The organism is Paraburkholderia sp. CI3, from assembly GCF_050436505.1.
In the GTDB taxonomy this organism is placed as follows: domain Bacteria; phylum Pseudomonadota; class Gammaproteobacteria; order Burkholderiales; family Burkholderiaceae; genus Paraburkholderia; species Paraburkholderia tuberum.
Genome location: NZ_JBNDMI010000002.1, coordinates 586,839 through 607,115 on the forward strand (window position 1 = coordinate 586,839; position 20,277 = coordinate 607,115).

At 62.9% G+C, this 20,277-nt stretch carries 18 protein-coding genes and 1 pseudogene; 5 read left to right on the forward strand and 14 right to left on the reverse strand.

The window, feature by feature from the left end:
- Nucleotides 1-9: 9 nt before the first annotated feature.
- From OKW29_RS05550 to OKW29_RS05575, 6 genes are all read right to left on the reverse strand, one after another.
- Nucleotides 10-1,254 (reverse strand): D-amino acid dehydrogenase, encoded by a 1,245-nt coding sequence (locus OKW29_RS05550; protein ID WP_429290273.1) that lies wholly within the window; start codon nt 1,252-1,254, stop codon nt 10-12.
- 107 nt (nt 1,255-1,361) lie between these two features.
- Nucleotides 1,362-2,207, reverse strand: a complete 846-nt coding sequence (locus tag OKW29_RS05555; RefSeq protein ID WP_429290274.1) for an urea carboxylase-associated family protein — start codon at nt 2,205-2,207, stop codon at nt 1,362-1,364.
- 168 nt (nt 2,208-2,375) lie between these two features.
- The gene (locus OKW29_RS05560) at nt 2,376-3,107 is read right to left on the reverse strand and encodes an ABC transporter ATP-binding protein (protein WP_184069643.1); all 732 of its coding nucleotides are present in this window, start codon (nt 3,105-3,107) and stop codon (nt 2,376-2,378) included.
- Nucleotides 3,095-4,903, reverse strand: coding sequence for an ABC transporter permease subunit (locus tag OKW29_RS05565; protein ID WP_429290275.1), 1,809 nt, complete (start codon nt 4,901-4,903; stop codon nt 3,095-3,097). Before OKW29_RS05565 ends, OKW29_RS05560 begins: the two co-directional genes overlap by 13 nt.
- Nucleotides 4,904-4,906: 3 nt before the next feature.
- Nucleotides 4,907-5,806 (reverse strand): branched-chain amino acid ABC transporter permease, encoded by a 900-nt coding sequence (locus OKW29_RS05570; RefSeq protein ID WP_018422469.1) that lies wholly within the window; start codon nt 5,804-5,806, stop codon nt 4,907-4,909.
- Nucleotides 5,807-5,831: 25 nt separating this feature from the next.
- Nucleotides 5,832-7,034 carry a branched-chain amino acid ABC transporter substrate-binding protein gene (locus OKW29_RS05575; RefSeq protein WP_429290276.1) on the reverse strand — a complete coding sequence of 401 codons (1,203 nt, stop codon included), beginning with the start codon at nt 7,032-7,034 and terminating at the stop codon, nt 5,832-5,834.
- 313 nt (nt 7,035-7,347) lie between these two features.
- Here OKW29_RS05575 and OKW29_RS05580 point away from each other — a divergent pair, with 313 nt between their 5' ends.
- Nucleotides 7,348-8,124 (forward strand): maleate cis-trans isomerase family protein, encoded by a 777-nt coding sequence (locus OKW29_RS05580; protein WP_429290277.1) that lies wholly within the window; start codon nt 7,348-7,350, stop codon nt 8,122-8,124.
- Nucleotides 8,125-8,282: 158 nt separating this feature from the next.
- Here OKW29_RS05580 and OKW29_RS05585 read toward each other — a convergent pair whose 3' ends face one another.
- The 7 genes from OKW29_RS05585 to OKW29_RS05615 form a co-directional block, all read right to left on the reverse strand.
- Nucleotides 8,283-8,732, reverse strand: coding sequence for an SET domain-containing protein (locus tag OKW29_RS05585; protein ID WP_090811862.1), 450 nt, complete (start codon nt 8,730-8,732; stop codon nt 8,283-8,285).
- 233 nt (nt 8,733-8,965) lie between these two features.
- Nucleotides 8,966-9,793, reverse strand: a complete 828-nt coding sequence (locus OKW29_RS05590; protein ID WP_090810989.1) for an ABC transporter permease — start codon at nt 9,791-9,793, stop codon at nt 8,966-8,968.
- A 66-nt stretch (nt 9,794-9,859) separates the two neighbouring features.
- Entirely contained in the window at nt 9,860-11,116 is a 1,257-nt protein-coding gene (locus OKW29_RS05595) for an ABC transporter permease (protein WP_429290278.1), read from the reverse strand.
- Between the two features lie 39 nt (nt 11,117-11,155).
- Nucleotides 11,156-12,211: an ABC transporter substrate-binding protein gene (locus OKW29_RS05600; protein WP_429290279.1), complete on the reverse strand. Its 1,056-nt coding sequence runs from the start codon at nt 12,209-12,211 to the stop codon at nt 11,156-11,158.
- Nucleotides 12,212-12,213: 2 nt separating this feature from the next.
- Nucleotides 12,214-13,419: an ABC transporter ATP-binding protein gene (locus tag OKW29_RS05605; RefSeq protein ID WP_429290280.1), complete on the reverse strand. Its 1,206-nt coding sequence runs from the start codon at nt 13,417-13,419 to the stop codon at nt 12,214-12,216.
- Nucleotides 13,420-13,462: 43 nt separating this feature from the next.
- Nucleotides 13,463-14,614 (reverse strand): SRPBCC family protein, encoded by a 1,152-nt coding sequence (locus OKW29_RS05610; protein WP_429290281.1) that lies wholly within the window; start codon nt 14,612-14,614, stop codon nt 13,463-13,465.
- A 124-nt stretch (nt 14,615-14,738) separates the two neighbouring features.
- Nucleotides 14,739-15,662, reverse strand: coding sequence for a LysR family transcriptional regulator (locus OKW29_RS05615; RefSeq protein WP_429290282.1), 924 nt, complete (start codon nt 15,660-15,662; stop codon nt 14,739-14,741).
- Between the two features lie 178 nt (nt 15,663-15,840).
- On the opposite strand from OKW29_RS05615, the gene OKW29_RS05620 reads away from it, so the two are divergent.
- The 4 genes and pseudogenes from OKW29_RS05620 to OKW29_RS05635 form a co-directional block, all read left to right on the forward strand.
- Entirely contained in the window at nt 15,841-17,199 is a 1,359-nt protein-coding gene (locus OKW29_RS05620; RefSeq protein WP_429290283.1) for a flavin-containing monooxygenase, read from the forward strand.
- Complete coding sequence (locus OKW29_RS05625; RefSeq protein WP_429290284.1) at nt 17,199-17,630, forward strand: RidA family protein; 432 nt, start codon at nt 17,199-17,201, stop codon at nt 17,628-17,630. The genes OKW29_RS05620 and OKW29_RS05625 overlap by 1 nt, the downstream gene beginning before the upstream one ends.
- 10 nt (nt 17,631-17,640) lie before the next feature.
- Complete coding sequence (locus OKW29_RS05630; protein WP_429290285.1) at nt 17,641-18,318, forward strand: DUF1028 domain-containing protein; 678 nt, start codon at nt 17,641-17,643, stop codon at nt 18,316-18,318.
- Nucleotides 18,311-18,538: pseudogene (locus tag OKW29_RS05635) on the forward strand (acetylornithine deacetylase); the annotation flags it as partial. The gene OKW29_RS05630 and the pseudogene OKW29_RS05635, both read left to right, overlap by 8 nt.
- Before the next feature lie 86 nt (nt 18,539-18,624).
- Here OKW29_RS05635 and OKW29_RS05640 read toward each other — a convergent pair.
- Nucleotides 18,625-19,956, reverse strand: a complete 1,332-nt coding sequence (locus OKW29_RS05640; RefSeq protein ID WP_429290286.1) for an NRAMP family divalent metal transporter — start codon at nt 19,954-19,956, stop codon at nt 18,625-18,627.
- Between the last annotated feature and the right edge of the window lie 321 nt (nt 19,957-20,277).

Below are 20,277 nucleotides of genomic sequence, written 5' to 3' on the forward strand. Positions count from 1 at the left end.
GCGTCGCCATCAGTCGCAAAGCAGCCCCACCATCGGAATCGCCGGGGTTCGTCCCGCGATCAGGTCGGCCGTGATTCGAGCCGATCCGTGCGACATGGTCCAGCCGATATGACCGTGACCGGTATTCAGATAAAGATTGCGATACTTCCTGCGCCCAAGAAACGGCAGGTTCGTCGGCGTCATCGGCCTGAGACCGGCCCACATTTCGGCGCGATCGTAGTTGGCGCCGGCCGGGTAGAGTTCTTGTGTCACGCTTTTCATAAACGCGAAATCAGAAGGCTTATGGCTCGTGTCGTAGCCGGCAAACTCCGCCGTTGCGGTGACCCGGATCCGGTCGGCGAAGCGCGAGACTGCGACCAGGTTGTGCTCGTCGACCACTGCAACGGAGGGTGGCATGGGCCGGCCATCGATCGGAATCGTGAGGGAGTATCCCTTGATCGGATAGATCGGAAGATCGATGCCGATCCGTCGGCCAAGAACCGGACTATAGGGGCCAAGGGCGAGCACATACGCGTCGGCTTTTACAAGGCCTCGACTCGTTCTTATGCCCACCACGTCCTGCCCAGCGGTTTCGAAGCCGTCGATGGTGGTGTCCGTCAGAAGCGTACCGCCACGCGCGACAATCTTTTCCGCAAGGGCGCGGGTGAACTTCGCAGGGTCTCCAGTCTCATCGGTCGGGCAGTAAATGGCACCCGCTATCCTGTCTTTTGCCGAAGCCAGCGACGGGTCGAGTGCGACGACCTGATCGCGGCTGAGAACCCTGATGACTTGCCCATCGGATTCCAGCAGCTTCATGTGTTCGACTCCGCGATCCTGCGCTTCCTGCGTCCGATGAAAATACAGAATTCCGCGGTCATTTCGATCGTATTCAATGGCGTCCTCAGCGATCACATTCTGTAGCACGCGTTGCGAGTACGCGGCAAGCCGATGCTTGAGCAGGGTATTGCGGCGTGCCTTTTCCGATGTGCATTCCATCAGGAAACGCCACGACCAGCTGTAAAGCCTGGGATCCGCCGAGAACTTGAAGCGCAACGCCTGATCTTTCAGCACCAGCGATTTGAGCAGAATCATCGGCGCTTTGGGCGAGGACCAGACAAAGGAATGCCCGGGCGCGATCATGCCCGCGTTACCCCAACTGGTTTCCGATGCGACTAAAGGCTGCCGCTCGACGATCACGACCTCATGGCCATCCTTCTGCAACTGGTACGCGGTTGTCACACCGACTACCCCGCCACCGAGCACGACAACTTTCATGATGTCCTCAGATACAAGGGGGCCGGCGGGCATTCAAGGCGGCGCGGTCTCGCTCCGGCTTTTGTGCTGCGCCACCCTCGATTCCTGCTGAACAGGAGGCAGCAGTCTCACTTCCATTGCGGCTGATTCAGCACCATTCCGTGCTGCCCTTTGTAGGCAGCCACAGCCGGCGGCGTCCACCCATCCAGCATCTGTGGCGCGAGTTGCCAGACCTCGACGCCAAGCGGCCGGCACACTTCCAGCGGATCGCGCGCGTCGGGTCCCCACATCGGCACTGACAGATCGCCGCCCGGACAGGTCGACAGCGCGCACAGCAAGTCGATCTCCGCGAAGAATTCGAGGTAATCGCCTTTCTTTGCCGGACACGCCTTCATGAAGTATTTGTCTTCGAGATTCAGGCCGGTGCACTGGAACACGTTGAGCACGTCGTGGACGTCGTACTCAGTCAATCCATACGGGGCGATGGCGCGCGTCAGGTTGGAGTGGCAGTGAAAATGAAAATCCTCGCCGGTCAGCATGCGGTTCACGTAGGGGTCGCAGCGCGTGCCGAGCAGATCGTGGACACGGCCGCCGTGCTCGTCGACACCGTAGCCTGCGAGACTGTCATCCGTGATGGTCACCATCGGACGCAGGAATGGCAGCGTCGACCACAGACGGTCGAACGTGCTCACGTGCGCCTGCTGCAACTGGCGCGTGCGCGACGCCCACATGCGCTCGCGCGGGTTGTGCCGGTTCCACATGTTCAGGTCGGCAACCTGCGGGCCTTCGATCGTGACAATGCGAAACACGTGGCCGGCCGGCACGGTCCACGCGTGCCCCGAGCGGATCGGCACGACGATCGATTCGACCAGCGTGCGGGTGTCGTGCTGAGAGACGATGCGCTGATAGAACGTCTTGTCGACGTCGAGCGCTGAGCCTTTGGTGGACTGATAGGCAGCAGGATAATTCAGCATGATGCATTCTCCGTCGAATTCAGGCCGGCGCCGTGCCGCGACGAGGCGGCGTCGTCATCGCTCGGGCGACGCAGCACTGCAACGACCTTTTCCTTATCGATCTCTGACATGTTTTGCCTCCATTACGTCTGACCCGTTTCAGCCAAGGTCGATTGCCCAGTTGGCGGGTTACTCTGCCGAGATGGCACTGCCGCCCAGATAGGCAGAGCGGACCCGGCTATCCTGAGCCAGTTCGCGGGCGGACCCCGCGAGCGCAATGTGCCCGCTTTCCAGCACGTAAGCCCGATGAGCGATCCGCAGCGCCTGGCGGGCGTTCTGCTCGACGAGGAGAATCGAGGTGCCTTCGCGGCAGATGTCGGCGATCATGCCGAAGATCGCGCGGACCAGCTTCGGCGCGAGTCCCATCGACGGTTCGTCCAGCACCACGATACGCGGGCGCAGCATCAGGGCTCGGGCAATCGCCAGCATCTGCTGTTCGCCGCCGCTGAGCGTGCCTGCCAGCTGGCTGCGTCGCTCGCCGAGGCGGGGGAAAGTCGCATAGAGCTGATCCCTTCGCTGTTGCAAGGCCGCACTGTCGCGCCGGATCAGATAGCCGCCGAGATGCAGATTTTCCTCCACCGTCAGCGCCCCGAAAATGCGCCGCCCCTCGGGCACATGACCGAGACCCAGCGCCACGATCTGGTGTGCGCGCAAGCCCGTCAGGCGCTGGCCAGCCATCGCAATGTCGCCCGCGCGCGGCCGGATCAATCCGGAAATCGCCCGCAGCGTGGTCGTTTTTCCCGCGCCGTTGCTGCCGAGCAACGCGACGATCTCGCCCTCCGCGACGTCCAGCGAGATGCCGTGCAGTACTTCGACAGTCCCATAGCTCACACGCAGATCGCGGATTTCTAGGAGTCCCACAGCGATTTCTCCCCGGCAGTATCGTCGCTCGCCTCGTCCTTTCCGGCTGTGCCGAGATAGGCATCGATCACCCGCGGGTCCGCCTGGATCGCGGCAGGCTGGCCCTCGGCGATGATGACGCCGTGGTCCATCACGATGATCCGGTCCGACACGCCCATCACCAGCATCATGTCGTGCTCGATCAGCAGCACCGTCACGCCATGATCCCGGATCCGCCGGATCAGTTCCATCAGCGCGCGTTTCTCGGTCGGGTTCATGCCTGCAGCTGGCTCATCGAGCAGCAGCAGGCGAGGGCTGCTGGCGAGCGCACGGGCGATCTCCAGCCTGCGTTGGTCGCCGTAGGGCAGATCGGCGGCGCGCTCGCCCGCCCTGCCGGCAAGACCGACGAAGGCGAGCCAGCGCAGGCCCTCGGTGGAATGGTCCGCCGCCTCGGCGCGCGCGGACGGCAACCCCAGAAGCTCGGCTGCGAGCGGTGTCCGAAGCCGATGGTCCATGCCGGTCAGGACGTTTTCGAAGGCCGTCATGTGGCCGAACAGGCGGATGCCCTGGAAGGTGCGCGCCATGCCTTGATGGACGATGCGATGAGGCGCGCCGCCGGCAAGCCGTTCCCCGCACCAGACGATCTGGCCGCCAGTCGGGCGGATGACGCCGGTCAGGCAGTTGAACACGGTGGTCTTGCCGGCGCCGTTCGGACCGATCAGGCTCACGATCTCGCCGCTTCGCACCATGAAGCTGACACCGCCGACCGCCAGCACGCCACCGAAGCGGCGCTGCATGTCGCGCACCTCCAGCAGGATCTCATCGGTGACGGCGTGATCGGGCACAGCGACGCGATCGGCGTCAGCGCCCTTGCGCGCCGGCGCGACGCGGCGCAACGGCGCTGGCCACAACCCCTGTGGCCTTAACAGCATCAGGATCACGAGCCCGATCGCGAAAGCGAAGATGCGCCAGAGGTTGAGAAAACGCAGAATCTCCGGCAGGCCGGCGACGATGATGGCGCCGAGGAGCACACCGGGAATGCTGCCCCGGCCGCCGAGCACGACGACAATCAGGATCGTGACGGACTGCAGATAGGTGAAGCCGGTCGGATCGATGGTGCCGAAGCGGGCGGCGAACAGGCTGCCGCCCAGCCCGCCGATCAGCGCGCCCATCACATAGGCGAGCAGCTTGACGCGCAGCGTCGGCACGCCGACGGCCTCGGCAGCTGCCTCGTCCTCGCGGATGCTGGTCCAGGCGCGGCCCAGCCGCGACTGGCCGAGCCGGATGGCGAACCCGAGCACCAGCACGAGGAACGCCATGCCCAGTTCGTAGAGCGCTAGCGGCGAACTGATCTCGAAACCGAACAGGCTCGGGCTCGCGATGCCGAAGATGCCGTTCGGGCCGCCCGTGATGTCGAGGTTGGTGGCGACGATACGCGTGATTTCGCCGAACCCCAGCGTGACGATCGCCAGATAGTCGCTGCGCAGGCGCAGGGTGGGATAGCCGATGACGATGCCCGATACCCCGGCGAACGCCAGACTGAACGGCAGCGTCTCCCAGAACGAGAAGTGCAGCAGGGTTTCCAGCAATGCCGTCGTGTACGCGCCGATCGCGAAGAAGGCCGCGTAGCCCAGATCGAGCAATCCGGCGTAACCGACTACGATGTTCAGCCCAAGACCCAGGATCGAATAGGTGACGATGGTCAGGCCGACATCGACGACATAGTTGCTGACGACAGCGGGCAGCGCCACGGCGGCGGCCAGCAGCGCACCGCCGACAGGCCTGGCCCAACGCGCGGAGACCTGACTGGCGCTCATGGACTACATTCTCTCGACAACGCGTTCGCCGAACAGCCCGGTCGGCTTGATCACGAGCACGGCGATCAGCACGCCGAAGACGAACACGTCGGTCCATTGCGAAGAGACATAGCCCGCGCCGAAGGCTTCGAGCAGGCCAATCAGGATGCCGCCCGCCATCGCGCCCGGGATGTTGCCGATGCCGCCGAGCACGGCGGCGGTGAACGCGCGCAGGCCTAGCACGAAGCCCATGAAGAAATTGATCTGCGTGTAGTAAAGCCCTTCCATGACGCCCGCCACGGCGGCCAGCACCGACCCGAGCAGAAAGGTGAGCTGGATCAGGCGTTCGACGTCGATGCCCATCAGACGCGCGGCGTCCTGATCGATTGCCAGCGCGCGCATCGCGGTGCCGAGGAAAGTGTGGTGAACGAAGAAATACAGTGCCAGCATCAGGGCCAGGCTCGTCACGATGATGCCGATCTGCGCGAAGGTGATCTGCACGCCGTGGAGTTCGAATCCGGCCTGGCTCAGCACGTGCGGATAGGTGCGAAAGCCCGCGCCGTAGATCAGCAGCACCCCATTTTGCAGCGCCAGCGAGACGCCCAGCGCCGTAATCAGAATCGACAGCCGCGGCGCGCGCAGCAACGGCTGATACGCGAGCCGCTCGATCAGCAGGCCGAGCGCGCCTGTGACCGTCATGGCGGCCACCAGGGCGATCAGCAGCGCCAGGGCGAGCGGCAGATGCGCGGACGCAAGCACCATCAGACCGGTCCAGCCGATGAACGCGCCGACCATGAACAGGTCGCCATGAGCGAAGTTGATCAGCCGGATGATTCCGTAGACCATCGTGTAGCCGAGGGCGACGAGCGCGTAGAACGAGCCGGTCGTCAGCCCTTCGATGACGAACTGGAAGAAGTCGCTCATGACGGCGCGGGGCGCGCAATAGCGCCTACTTCATCGCCACCCAATGTCCGCTCGCATCCTGCCGCTGGTAGGGCTCGAAGGTGTCGTTGTGCACGATGATGGTGATGTACACGGCTTTGCTGCGGTCCCCCTTCGAATTGAAGGCAATCGTTCCGGTCGCGCCCGGGTAGTTCGAGATCTTGTGCAGAGCAGCCGTGATCGCGGCAGGCTGTGCCGATTTCGCGTCCGCGATGGCTTTCGCCGTGACCCCGACAGCATCGTATTCATAGACCGAGTACGGTCCCGGCGCTTGCCCGTAAGCCTTCGTATAGTCATCGACGTAGGCGTGCGCGCCGCTCAGGAACTGCGCGAGCGGTGCCGTCGTGATGATCATGCCGTCGGCGGCGGGACCGGCCGTCTTCATCAGGGTGGGGTCATTGGTGGCGTCGCCGCCCATGAAGGTCATTTTCAGACCCAGTTGCCGCGCCTCCTTGACCAGCAGGCCGGCTTCGGAGAAATAGCCTGTGTAGTAGATCACGTCAGGCTTCAGTGAGGAGACCCGCGTGAGCGTCGGTGAATAGTCCATCTGTCCGGGGGTGATCGAATTGGCGTACACGACATCGACACCGTCCTTCTTCAGGGCTTGCACGGTGTTCTGGGCGAGGCCTTTGGAATAGGTCGTGTTGTCGTCGATCACCGCCACGCGCTTCGCGTGCAGAACGTCTTTCATGAAGCTTGCCGCGAATGGGCCCTGCTGGTCGTCACGGCCGATCGTGCGGAACACGTTGTCGTACCCCATCTCGGTCAGTTGCGGATTCGTCGACGCATCCAGCACGTAGGGAATCCCGGCGCGATGAAAAGTTGTCGATTCCGGCAGCGCCGCGCTTGAGCAATATCCGCCCGCTACCGCGACAACGCCCGCATCGACGAGTTTCTGTGCCGCCTGCACCGCGGTCTGCGCATCGCAGGCGTCGTCCTCGGGCACCAGCTCGATCTGCTTGCCGAGCACGCCACCGGCCGCGTTGATTCTGGCGGCGGCGAGCTTCGCGCCATTGACAATATCCGTGCCGGCATTGGCACTGCTGCCCGACAGCGGGACGGGCACGCCGATCTTGATGGTGGCGCCCTGGCTTAGCGCCGAACCGGGAGCCATGCCGACAAGCAGGGCCACGGCGGCCGCCATGCCCGCAAAGGCCGTTTGCCGCGAGCCCCGCTTTGCACCGGACCAGCCAATCGTCAGAGCAAACATGTTAGAAGACTCCTTATTGTGAGAGGGATCGGACGATCCGCCACACGGGTATACCGGTGACATCGGAAAGCGGACGGAAATGGGGCGATTGCGTGTGATTCATACCCACCAGGTCAACGGCGTGACTGCTGGTTTCACCGGAGCGCTGACACTAAAGCGCTTCTTTCATGATAGAAGCCGGTGTGCGTTGGGACGGTATAGGGTATTTGCGTATAAACCATTACACAAAGGCGCCGGCAATCCTCTACCTTTAAGAGGCAATGACGACAGAGACTCGCGAGCGGCGAACGCGACATGACAGGACGACTCCGAAATGAGTGCGATTGCACCGCATGACGACGTGTACACGAAGCTCGATTTCACGCTGGACGACGGCGTCTGCCGTCGTGCCGCGATTGGGCTCGTGGTGCTCGCCACCGATCATACGATCGAGCATGAGTGGCGGGGCTTGCTGACGCAGGACGGCGTGGCGTTCTACGAAAGCCGTGTGTATAACTCGGCGGACATCACGCCCGAGCGGCTAGCGGAAATGGAGGACCGTATTGCACCGGCGGTCGCGCTGATCCGTCCGGCCGAGCGTATCGATGTGGTGGCGTTTGGCTGCACGTCCGCGTCGATGGTGATTGGGGAGGAAAAGGTGTTCGCGCGGATTCGCGAAGCGCGTGCGGACGCCGCGTGCACTACGCCGATCACCGCGGCGCTGGCGGCGCTTCGCGCACTAGGCGTCCAACGTACGGCCCTGCTTACTCCCTATGTGCGTTCGATCAACGACTACATGCGCGACTATATCGAGTCGCGCGGTCACGGCATTACGCGCATGGCGTCGTTCGAGCATGCGAACGATAACGCAGTGGCGCGGATCGATGCGGCGTCATTGCGAACTGGTGTTGAGCGACTTGCGCGCAATCGTGACGTGGACGCGATTTTCGTATCGTGCACGAGCTTGCGCATCGCCGGGTTGATTCCGGAGCTAGAGGCGGCGATCGGCAAGCCGGTGATATCGAGCAACTACGCGATGGCGTGGCACGCGTTGCGGCTCGCCGGCGTGGGAGATTGCGAGCCTCATCTTGGGCGGCTGTTTGCGCTGTGACGTTGTACCTTGAAACGCGACGCGGCGCGACGGGGCGACCATGCGGCGATCGACGCCGAGGCCATGTTCCAGACATCGACGCGCACCACAGACGCGGCAGGCGCGTCGGATGAACCGCCGCAGGAATCGCTCATCGAAGCGTCTGCGCGGCGGCAGGACTACGACGACTGTCCGTCATTTCCCAGCATGGTTCGACGACATGCCGGCGCGCCGCAATGACACGCGTACTGGGCACGAATGTCGTCGGTGACCGCGCCATCCACTGACAGACCGTAATTGATGAAAAGCTCCTCCCCGGGTGCGATCGTGGCGAGCGCATGAATGAACACCCGGTCGCCCGTCTCGATGGCCTCGCAGTTGGGGGCGCACGCATGGTTCAGAAAGCGGGCGCTGTTGCCGCCGCGGCTGCCGTCGATCACTCGTCCGCTGGACAGCCCAAACACGAACGTGTGGCCCGCGTCGGCTCGCTGACGGGCGGCGGCGCGCCGCCAGCTGGTCACTTCCCCCTTGTACTCGATCACCCGTTCACCCGGGGCGATCGGCTGCAGGGCAAACAGTCCCATGCCATGCACTGGTGAGCGTCGTGCGGTGATGCGTCGCAATCGCATTTTGTCGTTTCCTTCGCGACCCTCGGTCGTTGCATGTGGTTGAGCGGCGATGCGAAGCATATCGCCACACAGTCAGGCGCTCAATATTTTTCTTTTTAAAAGCGCAACTAACAGCCAAGGACGGACCGCGCCAAGGGTTCCGGCTTTGCCGCAACGAGGCTGGCAACGGTCGACGGTTACAGGGAGGTCATCAAGTCGCATATCCACGGCATCACGCTGGCACAACAGTCGGCTCAGCCAAACGAGCGGCTGGCCGCCGCTGCGCGCTTGCGCAACCAGTTCATGCAGGCGAACAGGGCGATGGCGAACGCCATCAGCAGTGTGGCCACGGCAAGGATCGATGGGTCGATCTGGTCACGGATGCCACTCCACATCTGCCGCGGCACGGTGCGCTGCTCGGGGCCGCCAATGAACAGAATGACGATCACTTCGTCGAACGACGTCGCGAATGCGAACACACTGCCCGTTGCGACGGCGGGCGTGATCAGCGGGAGCGTGACGCGACGAAACGCGACCCACGGCTGCGCGCCCAGCCCCGACGCAGCGCGAAGCAGGCTTTGATCGAACGACAGCAGCGAAGCCGTCACGGTGATCACCACGAAGGGCGTACCGAGCGCGGCATGCGCAAGCACGACGCCGAGATACGAATTGACCAGGCCGAGCGGCGAAAAGACCAGATAAAACCCTGCCGCGACGACAACGATAGGCACGATCATCGGCGACACGATGATCGGCATGATGATCGAGCGGTAAGGAAACTGCGTGCGGCTCAAGCCGAGCGCGGCGAGCGTGCCGAGCACCGTCGCGATCAGCGTCGACGCCGCGCCGATGCCGATGCTGTTCGCCAACGCGCGTTGCCAGTCCGGCGAACTCAGCGCCTGCGCGTACCAGCGCAGCGAGAAGCCCTGCATCGGGTACGAGAAGAATGAGCCGGAGTTGAACGACAGCGGCACGATCGCGAGGATCGGCGCGACGAGGAAAAAGAAAATGAGCGCGCAATGCACACGTAGTCCCGCGCCCGCGATGCGTTCCGAGAGTAGCCGGGTTCGTCCGTCTTTCATCTGAGTCTGCCTGTTGATCAACCATACGAAGGAGCGACAACCCATTAGCGTCGGTTGCGCGGCGCGTTAGCCGAAGCGCAAGCGGTCGATACCGACCAGCCGGTTGAAGATGAAATAGAACACCGCCGTGAATGCGATCAGATAGCACGACAACGCACCCGCGAGTCCCCAGTTGAGCTGATCGTTGGTCTGCGACGCGATCAGCTGGCTGATCATTTCGTCGCCGGCGCCGCCTAGCAGGGCGGGGGTGATGTAATAACCGAGCGCGAGCACGAACACGAGAAAACATCCCGCACCGACACCCGGCAGCGTTTGCGGAATATACACTCGCACGAAGGCCACAGCCGGATGCGCGCCGAGGGATTTCGCCGCCCGCATGTACACGGGCGGGACACCTTTCATCACCGAAAAGATCGCGAGGATCATGTATGGCAGCAGGATGTGCGTCATGCCGATCAACACGCCCGTGCGATTGAAAATCAGCGGCAACGGATGATTGATGAGCCCAAAGTGGAGCAACGCGCTGTTGATCACACCACCTGGTTGCAGCAGCACATACCACGCGGTGGTCCGCACCAGCAGCGATGTCCAGAACGGTACGATCACGAAGAGGATCAGCCGGTTGCTCTGGTTCTCCGGCAATGTCGCGAGCAGATACGCCACGGGATAACCCAGCACCAGGCACAGCAGCGTGACCGTCGCACTGATCGTGACCGTGCGTCCGAAGGCCGCGCGGAAGATGGCGCTGTCCGCCGCGACGGACGTCACCGAGCCATCGGGCGCGACTTGCGCGTCGACGGCGTTCAGCAAATAGTCGGGCGTGGGCGAGATCGACGCACGCTTGAGGAGCCGCCAGGTTTCCGGTGTGTTCCAGCGTTCATCCAGATCGATCAGGGCGGGCTTCCATTGCGCGGGCGTTTGCGAACGTGTGGCACGCGCCGTCTTGAACAGCAGGCTGCGGAACTCTGGTTGAGAGAAGTTCATGCGTCGCGCGATATTGCCGAGCTGGCCGGATTCGCTGGCGTCCTTCAGATCGTGCGCGAGTGCGGCAAAGGCCGGTTCGCCGGGTACGCCCGCACCGTCCCATCCGGCCAGCGCCGTGCTCAATTGCGGCATGCCGGCGCGCACTTCAGGGTTTCGCACGCTGCGCGCGAGCAGGCTCGCGATCGGCGCGACGAACGTCACCAGCAGAAAGATGAGCAACGGCAAAGCCAGCAGCAACGCGCGCATCGCGGCCTTGCGGCGCGCGGCGCGAAACGACTCGCGGTTCGCGGCCTGCGGGCCGCGGCCAAAAGGGGCGGTGGATGGCAGCTGCGTGTTCATCGTGCTCGATCTCCCGGGTGACGTTCGTTCGATCTGGCGCTACTGCGCCAGCCAGTTCTGGAACCGCTTGTTGATCGCATCCGCGTTGTCGGCCCAGAACGTCGCGTTGATTTGCAGCGGGCGTTTAAAGTTCTCCGGCGCTGTCGGCAGATCGTTCAGACGCGCCTTGTCGATCAGCGGAATGGCGTCTTTGCGCGGCGGCGCGTACGCGATGTACTTCGACAGGTCCGCATAGGCCTGCGGTGTCGAGGATGCGACGATGAACTTCCGCGCCGCGTCGGCATGCTTCGCGCCGTTGACCACGGCCCACCATTCGTAGTCGTACACCTGTGCATCCCAGACGATCTTGAAGGGCTTCTTGTCCTTGTGCACGGCGTCGTCGATGCGGCCGTTGTACGCCTGCGTCATCACGACCGCGCCGTCGGCGAGCAGTTGCGGCGCCTGCGCACCCGCCTCCCACCAGACGATGCTCGGCTTGATGGTGTCGAGCTTCTTGAACGCGCGATCGACGCCAGCAGGCGTGGAGAGGATCTTGTACACGTCCTTGGGTGCAACGCCATCGGCGATTAAGGCCCATTCCATCGCGACCTTCGGCGACTTGCGCATGCCGCGCTTGCCGGGGTACTTGCTGAGGTCGAAGAAATCGTTGATGGTGGTCGGCGCAGATTTCAGCTTGCTGGTGTCATACGCATAGACGGTGGACCATACCATCGCCGCGACGGCGCAATCACTGATCGAGCCCGGCAGGAAGTCACTGGTGTTGCCGAGCAACTTCTTGTCGAACTTGGCGATGAGGCCTTCGTCGCACGCGGTGATCTCGTCGTTGGTTTCGAGGTCGATCAGATCCCAGGTCGGGTTCTTCGACTGTTCCATCGCTTGCAGCTTGGCGAGGCCGCCATCGTAGGACTCGGTGGAGAACTGGTCGCCGGTTTTCGCAGTGAACGGTTCGAACCATGCCTTTTTCGCGGCAGCTTCATACGCACCGCCAAAGGTGACGACGGAAATCGTTTCGGCCGCGTGAACCGTGGCCGTGGCAAACACCCCGAGCGCGCACGCCGCGATGGTGGTCCGGAAGGACGAGAGTGTGGTTTTCATTTCTAGTTGGCTCCTGCGATAAGTGGCGAGGCGGACGAGGGAACGGAAACGGTGGAATAGTCGACGCCGCCGGACGCGGCGGTGGATTGCGGCGCGGCCGCCATTGCTGGCAGCACCTTGCAGTCGTCGCGTCGCCAGGTCACGGCGGTCTGACGGCCGAGCGCGGGCAGGTCATGGTGCTGTGTGTTCGGCAGCTTGACGACCATGCTTTCGCCATGGCCGAGCTTCAGATGCACGCGATGATGATCGCCGCAGTAAACGAGTTCCTCGACAAGCGCGTGCACGATGTTCATGTTCTGCCGTGTCGCTTCCTGCAAAGCGTCCGGCGTCGCGGCGATGTGCGCGCGCTCGGGACGTAGCGCCAGCACCGCCGTGTCGCCTGACGCGAGCCCGACGCCTGGGCGTCCGCACACGGTGCTGCCGTCGGCGAGTTGCATCGCAGCCCACTCCGTCCCGTAGGAATCGACGCGACCGGTCAGTCCATTGTTCTCGCCGACGAAATTGGCAACGAACGCATTCGCCGCGTTTTCGTAGAGTTCGGTCGGTGCGGCGGCCTGCTGGATGCGTCCATCGGAAAACACGGCGACGCGGTCCGACATCGTCAACGCTTCGTTCTGGTCGTGGGTCACGTAGACGATCGTCAGCGACAGTTCGCGATGCAGCCGCATGATTTCGTATTGCATGGTTTCACGCAGGCGTTTGTCGAGCGCGCCGAGAGGCTCGTCCATCAGCACCACGCTCGGCTCGAAAACCAGCGCGCGGGCAAGTGCAACGCGCTGCTGCTGGCCACCGGACAGTTGCGACGGACGCCGTGCCGCCAGATGCGATAACTCCACCATGTCCAGCACGCGCGTCACGCGCGTTTTCTGTTCGCTACGGCTTATCTTGCGCACCGACAGCGGAAACGCGACGTTTTCGGCAATCGTCATGTGCGGGAACAGCGCATAGTTCTGAAACACCATGCCGATATCGCGCCGATGCGGTGGCTTGTCGTCCAGACGCTTGCCGGCGAGGCGGATCTCGCCGCGCGTCGGCGCTTCGAATCCCGCGAGCATCATCAGTGTCGTGGTCTTGCCGGAACCGGACGGACCGAGCAGCGAAACGAATTCACCGTGCGCGACATCGAGATCGAGTCCCTCGACGACGCTATGCACGCCGTCGTATGACTTGCTGACGCCGTCGAACGAAATAAATGGTTGGCTTGACATGAGTAACTCGGCAGAGTGTTGGCGGTCCACGTGGGGCGGCAAATCACTTCGCGCCCAGGCGTCCCGCCAGATAGCGGGCGAAGTCGTAATTCGGCCGTTCCAGAGGGCTCAGATGGCCAGGCTTCGCGAGTGGCGCGTGCACGCCGCGAAACACGGCCTCGACGCCGCGCCGGTCCTCGGCGTTGACTTCGTCGAGCAGCGTCTTCAGCGTAGCCATGTAATCGGCGGCCCGCGGATCGTCGACGAAATCCTGTGCGAGGCCTCCGCCGAAGCGGATATGCACGCGGCCGACGCCCCGCGGCTGCAGGATCAGATACCAGAAGTAGCCGGGCGTCAGCGTGATCAGGTGTGTCGGGTAGATCGCCAGCAGCGCGGTGGTACGGCGCCAGTGCCCTTGCAGACGTGTATTGCTGGGATGCGCGTTGCCGATCGGCAGCGATGCTTCCTTGGTGATCCAGTGATAGTTGAACGCGGGCAAGCCCGGCGGACATTCCATTTCTTCGAGCTTCGAGTGCGGCCCGACCGTTGCGCGATGCAGCATCGGCAAGTGGTAGCTCTCCATGAAATTTTCCGCGAGGATCTTCCAGTTGGTGTCCCACACGTGCTCTTCGTGGAAGGTCTCGACGTAGTTGCTCATGCCGTACGGCTCGATCAGCTTCGTCAGCCCGGACAAATGTGATTCCACCGAAGGCGCGTGCGCGTTGAGCGTTACGTAGATCCAGCCTTGCCACGTCTCGCAGCGCACGGCAGGCAGCTTGTATTGTTCCTTGCAAAAGCCCGGCTGCCGATCCATCAACGGCGCGCCCGCGAGCGAACCATCGAGCGTGTAGTTCCATGCGTGATAGGGGCACACGATCCGGCGCACGTTGCCGCGCCCTTCAAGCAATACCGACATCCGGTGCAGGCAAACATTCGAGAATGCGCGCAACGCACCGCTCGCATCGCGCAGCACGAACACCGGCTGGTCGTCGATTTGCGCGGTCAGATAGTCGCCGCTCTGTGCGAGCGCGCTCGCGCGGCCCACGCACAACCACTCGTTGCGAAACACGTCGCGCCGTTCGAGCGCGAGAAACGCCTCCGACGTGTAGACGGCCGGCGGCATTGCGTGTGCATCCCCGAACGGACGCTCGCAGTTCTCGCGCAGGGCGCGAACGATGTCGAGCTCAGCGTCCGTCGACTGAAGAATGGCTGACATAGGGGGCCCCCCATCAGTGTGTGCATCCGATGAGCACCAATCTAACAATCCAAATTGCTAGGTAAAATATTGTTTTTGCATGCAGTGCATAGCTCAAGCCTATGCCGAGAGGCTTTCCGGGCCGCTAACCGATGTGGAGGCGCCGAATATACGTTTCACAGAATGCCGAGAAGCGCTTCACAACCTCGCGCGGCTTGACGGCGCCCGATAGTGCGATGCCAAGCGTCGTCGCATTGACGCTTTCCTTGAAATGTTTAATCACGAAGTCTTCGCCGTCCACTGTTCGGGTCGACTTCAGCGGGAAGTTGAGTATGCTGTAACCCAAGCCGTTGGCGACCATGCCACGCACCACTTCAGGCTGTGACGACCGGAAAGCCGCGGTAGGGCGGCTGCCGACTGCGTCGAACAGCGCGGAGAAGTACTCGCGGCTATGCGGAAGGTCCAGCATCACATAGGGCTCGGGCAGCAGATCGGCCAGCGACACCTTGCGGGCCCGTGCAAGCCTGTGTGTTTTAGGCAGGATGACATACGGTGGCAGCGAAAGCAGCGGGGTAAACGCGATTCCATCGGCGATATCGAGGCTGTAGGTCAGCGCGATATCGAGCGAGCCGTCGCGCAGGCCGGTCAAAAGCGTGTCCTGATGCGCTTCCGTCGTACGGAAGGTGACCGCCGGATAGTCCCGCACGAAGCGGCTGATGATGCCTGGCATCAGCGGCGGGGCCAGCGACACCATGCAGCCCAGCGAGATGGAGCCCGACATGCCGCCGTCGATTTCCTTCGCGGTCAGCTGCAATTCTTCGGCGTTCTGAAGCAGATTGCGAGCGTGGCCGAGCAGATCGCGGCCCGGTTGCGTGAGCGACAGCCCGCTGGCGTGATGGCGGATGAACAGTTGGACGCCGAACGATTCCTCCAGATCCGCGAGCGATGTCGAGATAGACGGCTGCGAAATGTGCAGGCGCTTTGCCGCGGCGGTGAACGAAAGCGTCTCGGCCGTGACGACAAAATACCTGAGCTGACGCAACGAGTAGCGTATCGAGTTGCCGTCCATCAGTTGCTCCGTGTTCGGTCGAACCGATTGTCGCTCGCCAATTGTCGATTGCATAGCGAAAAACGATGCAAAGCATTTTTAAAATATAGTTTTTGTTGCCCGCCGCGCGGCGTACATTCTGTCCGACCGAAGAGAGAGAGTGACCTGAATCCAGAGCGCTTTTCAGAAGGAGAAGGCCATGTCGGCTGATAAATTGTCGATCGACACGCTGGTCATAGGCGCGGGTCAGGCTGGCGTGGCAATGAGCGAACACCTGAGCAAACTCGGCGTACCCCATCTCGTGCTGGAGCGCGACCGCATTGCCGAACGCTGGCGTACCTGCCGCTGGGATTCATTGGTCGCCAATGGTCCCGCCTGGCACGACCGCTTCCCTAATATGGAGTTCGAAGGACTCGATCCTGATGGGTTCGCCGCCAAGGATCAGGTCGCCGATTACTTCGAGGCCTATGCGCGCAAGTTCGATGCGCCGATCCGCACGGGCGTCGAAGTCACGAGCGTCGAGCGTCTGAAGGGCCGGGCAGGATTTACGGTCGTAACGTCCGATGGCACGATCGAAGCCCGTCGCGTGGTCGTTGCGACGGGGCCGTTCCAGCGGCCCGTCATTCCCCCCATCGCGCCACAGGACGTCGAGCTCACGCAGCTTCATTCGGCCCACTATCGGAACCCGGCGCAGCTGCCCGAAGGCGCGGTGCTCGTGGTTGGCGCGGGGTCGTCCGGCGTGCAGATCGCGGACGAACTGCAACGCGCGGGCCGCAAGGTTTATCTGTCCGTCGGTGCGCATGACCGTCCGCCGCGCGCCTATCGCGGTCGCGATTTCTGCTGGTGGCTGGGTGTACTCGGCGAATGGGACAAGGAAGTCGCCGTGCCGGGACGCGAGCATGTGACCATTGCCGTCAGCGGCGCGTATGGCGGCCAGACCATCGATTTTCGCAGGCTCGCTCATCAGGGCATGACGCTGGTCGGCACGACGAAATCGTTCGCGAATGGCGTCGCGAGCTTCGAACAGGACCTCGCCGCCAATCTGAAGCGTGGCGACGAAAACCTGATGTCGCTACTGGACGCGGCCGACGACTACGTCGAGCGCAACGGCGTGGACCTGCCGGAAGACCCCGACGCACGCCTGATTCCACCAGATCCGGAGTGCGTGACGCATCCGCTCCCGGAACTGGATCTGAAGAAGGCGGGTGTGAGCACGATCATTTGGGCCACCGGCTATGCCGTCGATTTCAACTGGCTGCACGTGAACGCATTCGACGATAAGGGCAAGCCGCAGCATCAGCGCGGTGTATCGAAGGAACCGGGCGTGTATTTCCTCGGCTTGCCGTGGTTGTCGCGGCGCGCGTCGTCGTTTATCTGGGGCGTCTGGCACGACGCAAAGCACATCGCCGATCACATCGTCACGCAGCGCAAATACCTCGCGTATCGCGACGCGTCGCAGCGTCGGCAGGACGCGCGCGGCGTGCACGGCGCGAATCCAACCGATACCGCGTGCGACAAATCGCACGCGCCGAAGACCAAAGAAGTGGGAGTGAACTGATGCCTACGCATACCCGCATCCGCATGTTCAATACGAAGGATACGTACCCGAACCAGTCGCTCGATAACGATCTTTGCCAGGCGGTTCGAGCGGGCAATACGGTCTATGTGCGCGGCCAGGTCGGTACGGATTTCGACGGCAAGCTGGTCGGTCTCGGCGATCCGCGCGCGCAGGCCGAGCAGGCGATGAAGAACGTCAAGCAACTTCTCGAGGAAGCCGGCAGCGACCTGTCGCATATCGTCAAGACGACGACTTACATCACTGATCCCCGTTATCGCGAGCCGGTGTATCAGGAAGTCGGCAAGTGGCTGAAGGGCGTGTATCCGATTTCGACGGGGCTGTGCGTCAGCGCGCTCGGCCAGCCGCAATGGCTGATGGAAATCGACGTGATCGCCGTGATTCCGGACAACTGGAAGCCATCCCAGGCGTGAGGAGCTAGCCATGACATTCTCGATCGTCGGACGTTGTGACAAGACCGGTCAGCTCGGTATCGCGATCAGTTCGTCGAGCATTGCGGTGGGTGCGAGGTGTCCGTGGGCGCGCGCGGGCGTCGGTGCGGTGGCGACGCAGAACGTGACGCTGCCCGCGCTCGGGCCGCAGATTCTCGATCTGCTGGAAAGCGGGCGTATCGCGGCGGATACGGCGCTCGAACGGGCGCTAGGCGCGAGCGAATGGAGCGAATACCGGCAGGTGACGGTGGTCGACAGTGAGGGGCGAACCGCGATGTTCACCGGCAAGGAAGCACTCGGCGTGCATCACGCCGTCGCGGGAAATCAGTGCGTGGCAGCGGGCAATCTGCTCGCCGGCAAGCCGGTGATCGACGCGATGGTGAAAGCGTTCGAGAGCGCACAAGGCGCGCTCGCCGATCGTCTGCTACACGCGATGCATGCGGCCGCCGAAGCTGGCGGAGAAGCTGGGCCCGTCCATTCGGCGGCTCTGAAGATCGTCGATACACACGTCTGGCCGATCGTCGATCTGCGTGTCGATTGGGCCGACGACGATCCGATCGGCAAACTTGCCGCGCTTTGGCAAGCGTATCGGCCGCAGATGCGGGACTACATCGCACGCGCGTTGAATCCAACCGCGGCGCCGAGCTACGGAGTGCCCGGCGATGAGTGAGTTGTCGAGCCGTGCGCTGCTCGAACGGCTGATCGGTTTTGCGACTGGCAGCCGCGACTCCAATCTGGAACTGATCGGCTTCGTGCAGCAATACCTCGCGGATCCAGGTGTGGACAGCGAGCTGTTCCATAACGCCGAGCGTACCAAGGCGAACCTGTTCGCCACGATCGGTCCGCGAGAGCATGGTGGCATCGTGCTGTCCGGGCATACCGATGGTGTGACGCGATGTTCGCTCGCCTCGCTGAACATCTCAAAAGCGTGAGGTAGCCTGCGCGTCTGCGGTGCAAATCGGGCGTGAGGGGTTCATCAGGACACGCGCTCCGCCACTTCGAGCACGAAGTGCGCGACCACGACCATGCCGGTGATCAGGGTCGCGAGCCAGCAGAGCGCGCGTAACGACCAGTGCGCGACGATTTCGCCGACCGCTTCTCGTTTCGCACTCAGCAGCACCAGAAGCACCAGCACGGGCGTAATCGTCATACCGTTGACGATGGCGCTCCAGTACAGCGCCTTGACAGGGTCGACGTGCCATAGGCCGAGCGCAACGCCAAGCAGCGTCCCGAGCCCCGCGAGCGCAACGAGCAGAACAGCAATGCGTCGATCACGCCGTTGGCCGTGGGGCCAGTCGAACGAACTCGCGACCGCTTGCGCAGCGGAACCCGCAAGCGAAGGTAGTGCGAGCAGCGCTGAGCCGATCAGTGCAAGCCCAAGCAGTGTGCCGGCGTAGCCATCCACTAGCGGTTCGAGCACCCTGGAAAGCTCAATGGGCTCGCCGGGCCGCGTCTGTGCACCATGCAGCGTCGCCGCAGCCGCAATCATGATGCACAATGCGGCCACGCTCGATAGCGCGGTGCGCGTCAAGGTCCGCATGCGCAACCGGCGAAGCTGCTCTGACGAACGTCGATCGCCCCGCGCCGCGTGCTGTTCGTGCTGTCGATGCTCTTCCTGTGCTTCCTGCTCGGCCTGCGAAAAAAGCAGATAGGGACTCATCGTCGTACCGAGCACGGCCATCAGCATTGTGACGAAATCTTCTTTCCATTCGACGTGCGGCACGAGCGAGCGCAGCACGACCGTGTGCCACGGCACATCGACGATCAGCAGCACGCCGGCATACGCGAGCATCGGCAGCATCAACCATTTGAGCACCTGCGCATAGCGCGCATAGGGAATGAACCACTGCAACGCAATCGAGGTGCAACCGCATGCGAGGTCAAGCAACCAAAGCGGCCCATGAGTGAAGCGTTGCACGACCGCGGCCATCGCCACCACATTGACGGCGATATTCAGCGTGTTCGCAATCACGAACCGCGCCACCGCCAAATAGAAGAACACCGGCGAATAGTGCGCGCGCATGTTCGCCGTCAGGCCATGTCCGGTGACGGCGGCGACACGCGCCGAGACCAACTGCAACGCGACCATCGACGGATACGACAGCACGCAGATCCACAGCAGGTCGTAGCCGTACCACGCGCCCGCGAGTGAATATGTGGCGATACCGCTGGGATCGTTATCGCAGCCGAGACTTGCCAGCCCCGGCCCCAGATCGGCGGCCCACGAGCGGGCGGGCTGCGACGAGGCAGCGTGCGTACTACCTTGTGCGGCGCGGGGCGCGGTGCCCCTGTCGGGGGAAGAGTGCATTCGCCTGACCGTCGGGAAACCAGGGATGCTGTAGCGCTCGCACGAAACGTTCCTTCGTCGACTCGTTTCGCGGCACACATATTGGCACACATATTCAGCGGATGTGACGCTATCGGGGGCGACTATCAGGACTCCCGCAGGCTGACGATACAATGTCACATCTTCAACCCGCGCCGACCAGCGCGAAACGCTCGTCGACCGCGGCGAGCGAACGACCAGTCTCCGCGATAGCTCCCCGAAAGTAAGGGTCTCAATGCCCACGCGTCTTTTCCGCGCTGCGGCGATCGAAACGGATTCAAAGCGGTGAATGACACACTCGGC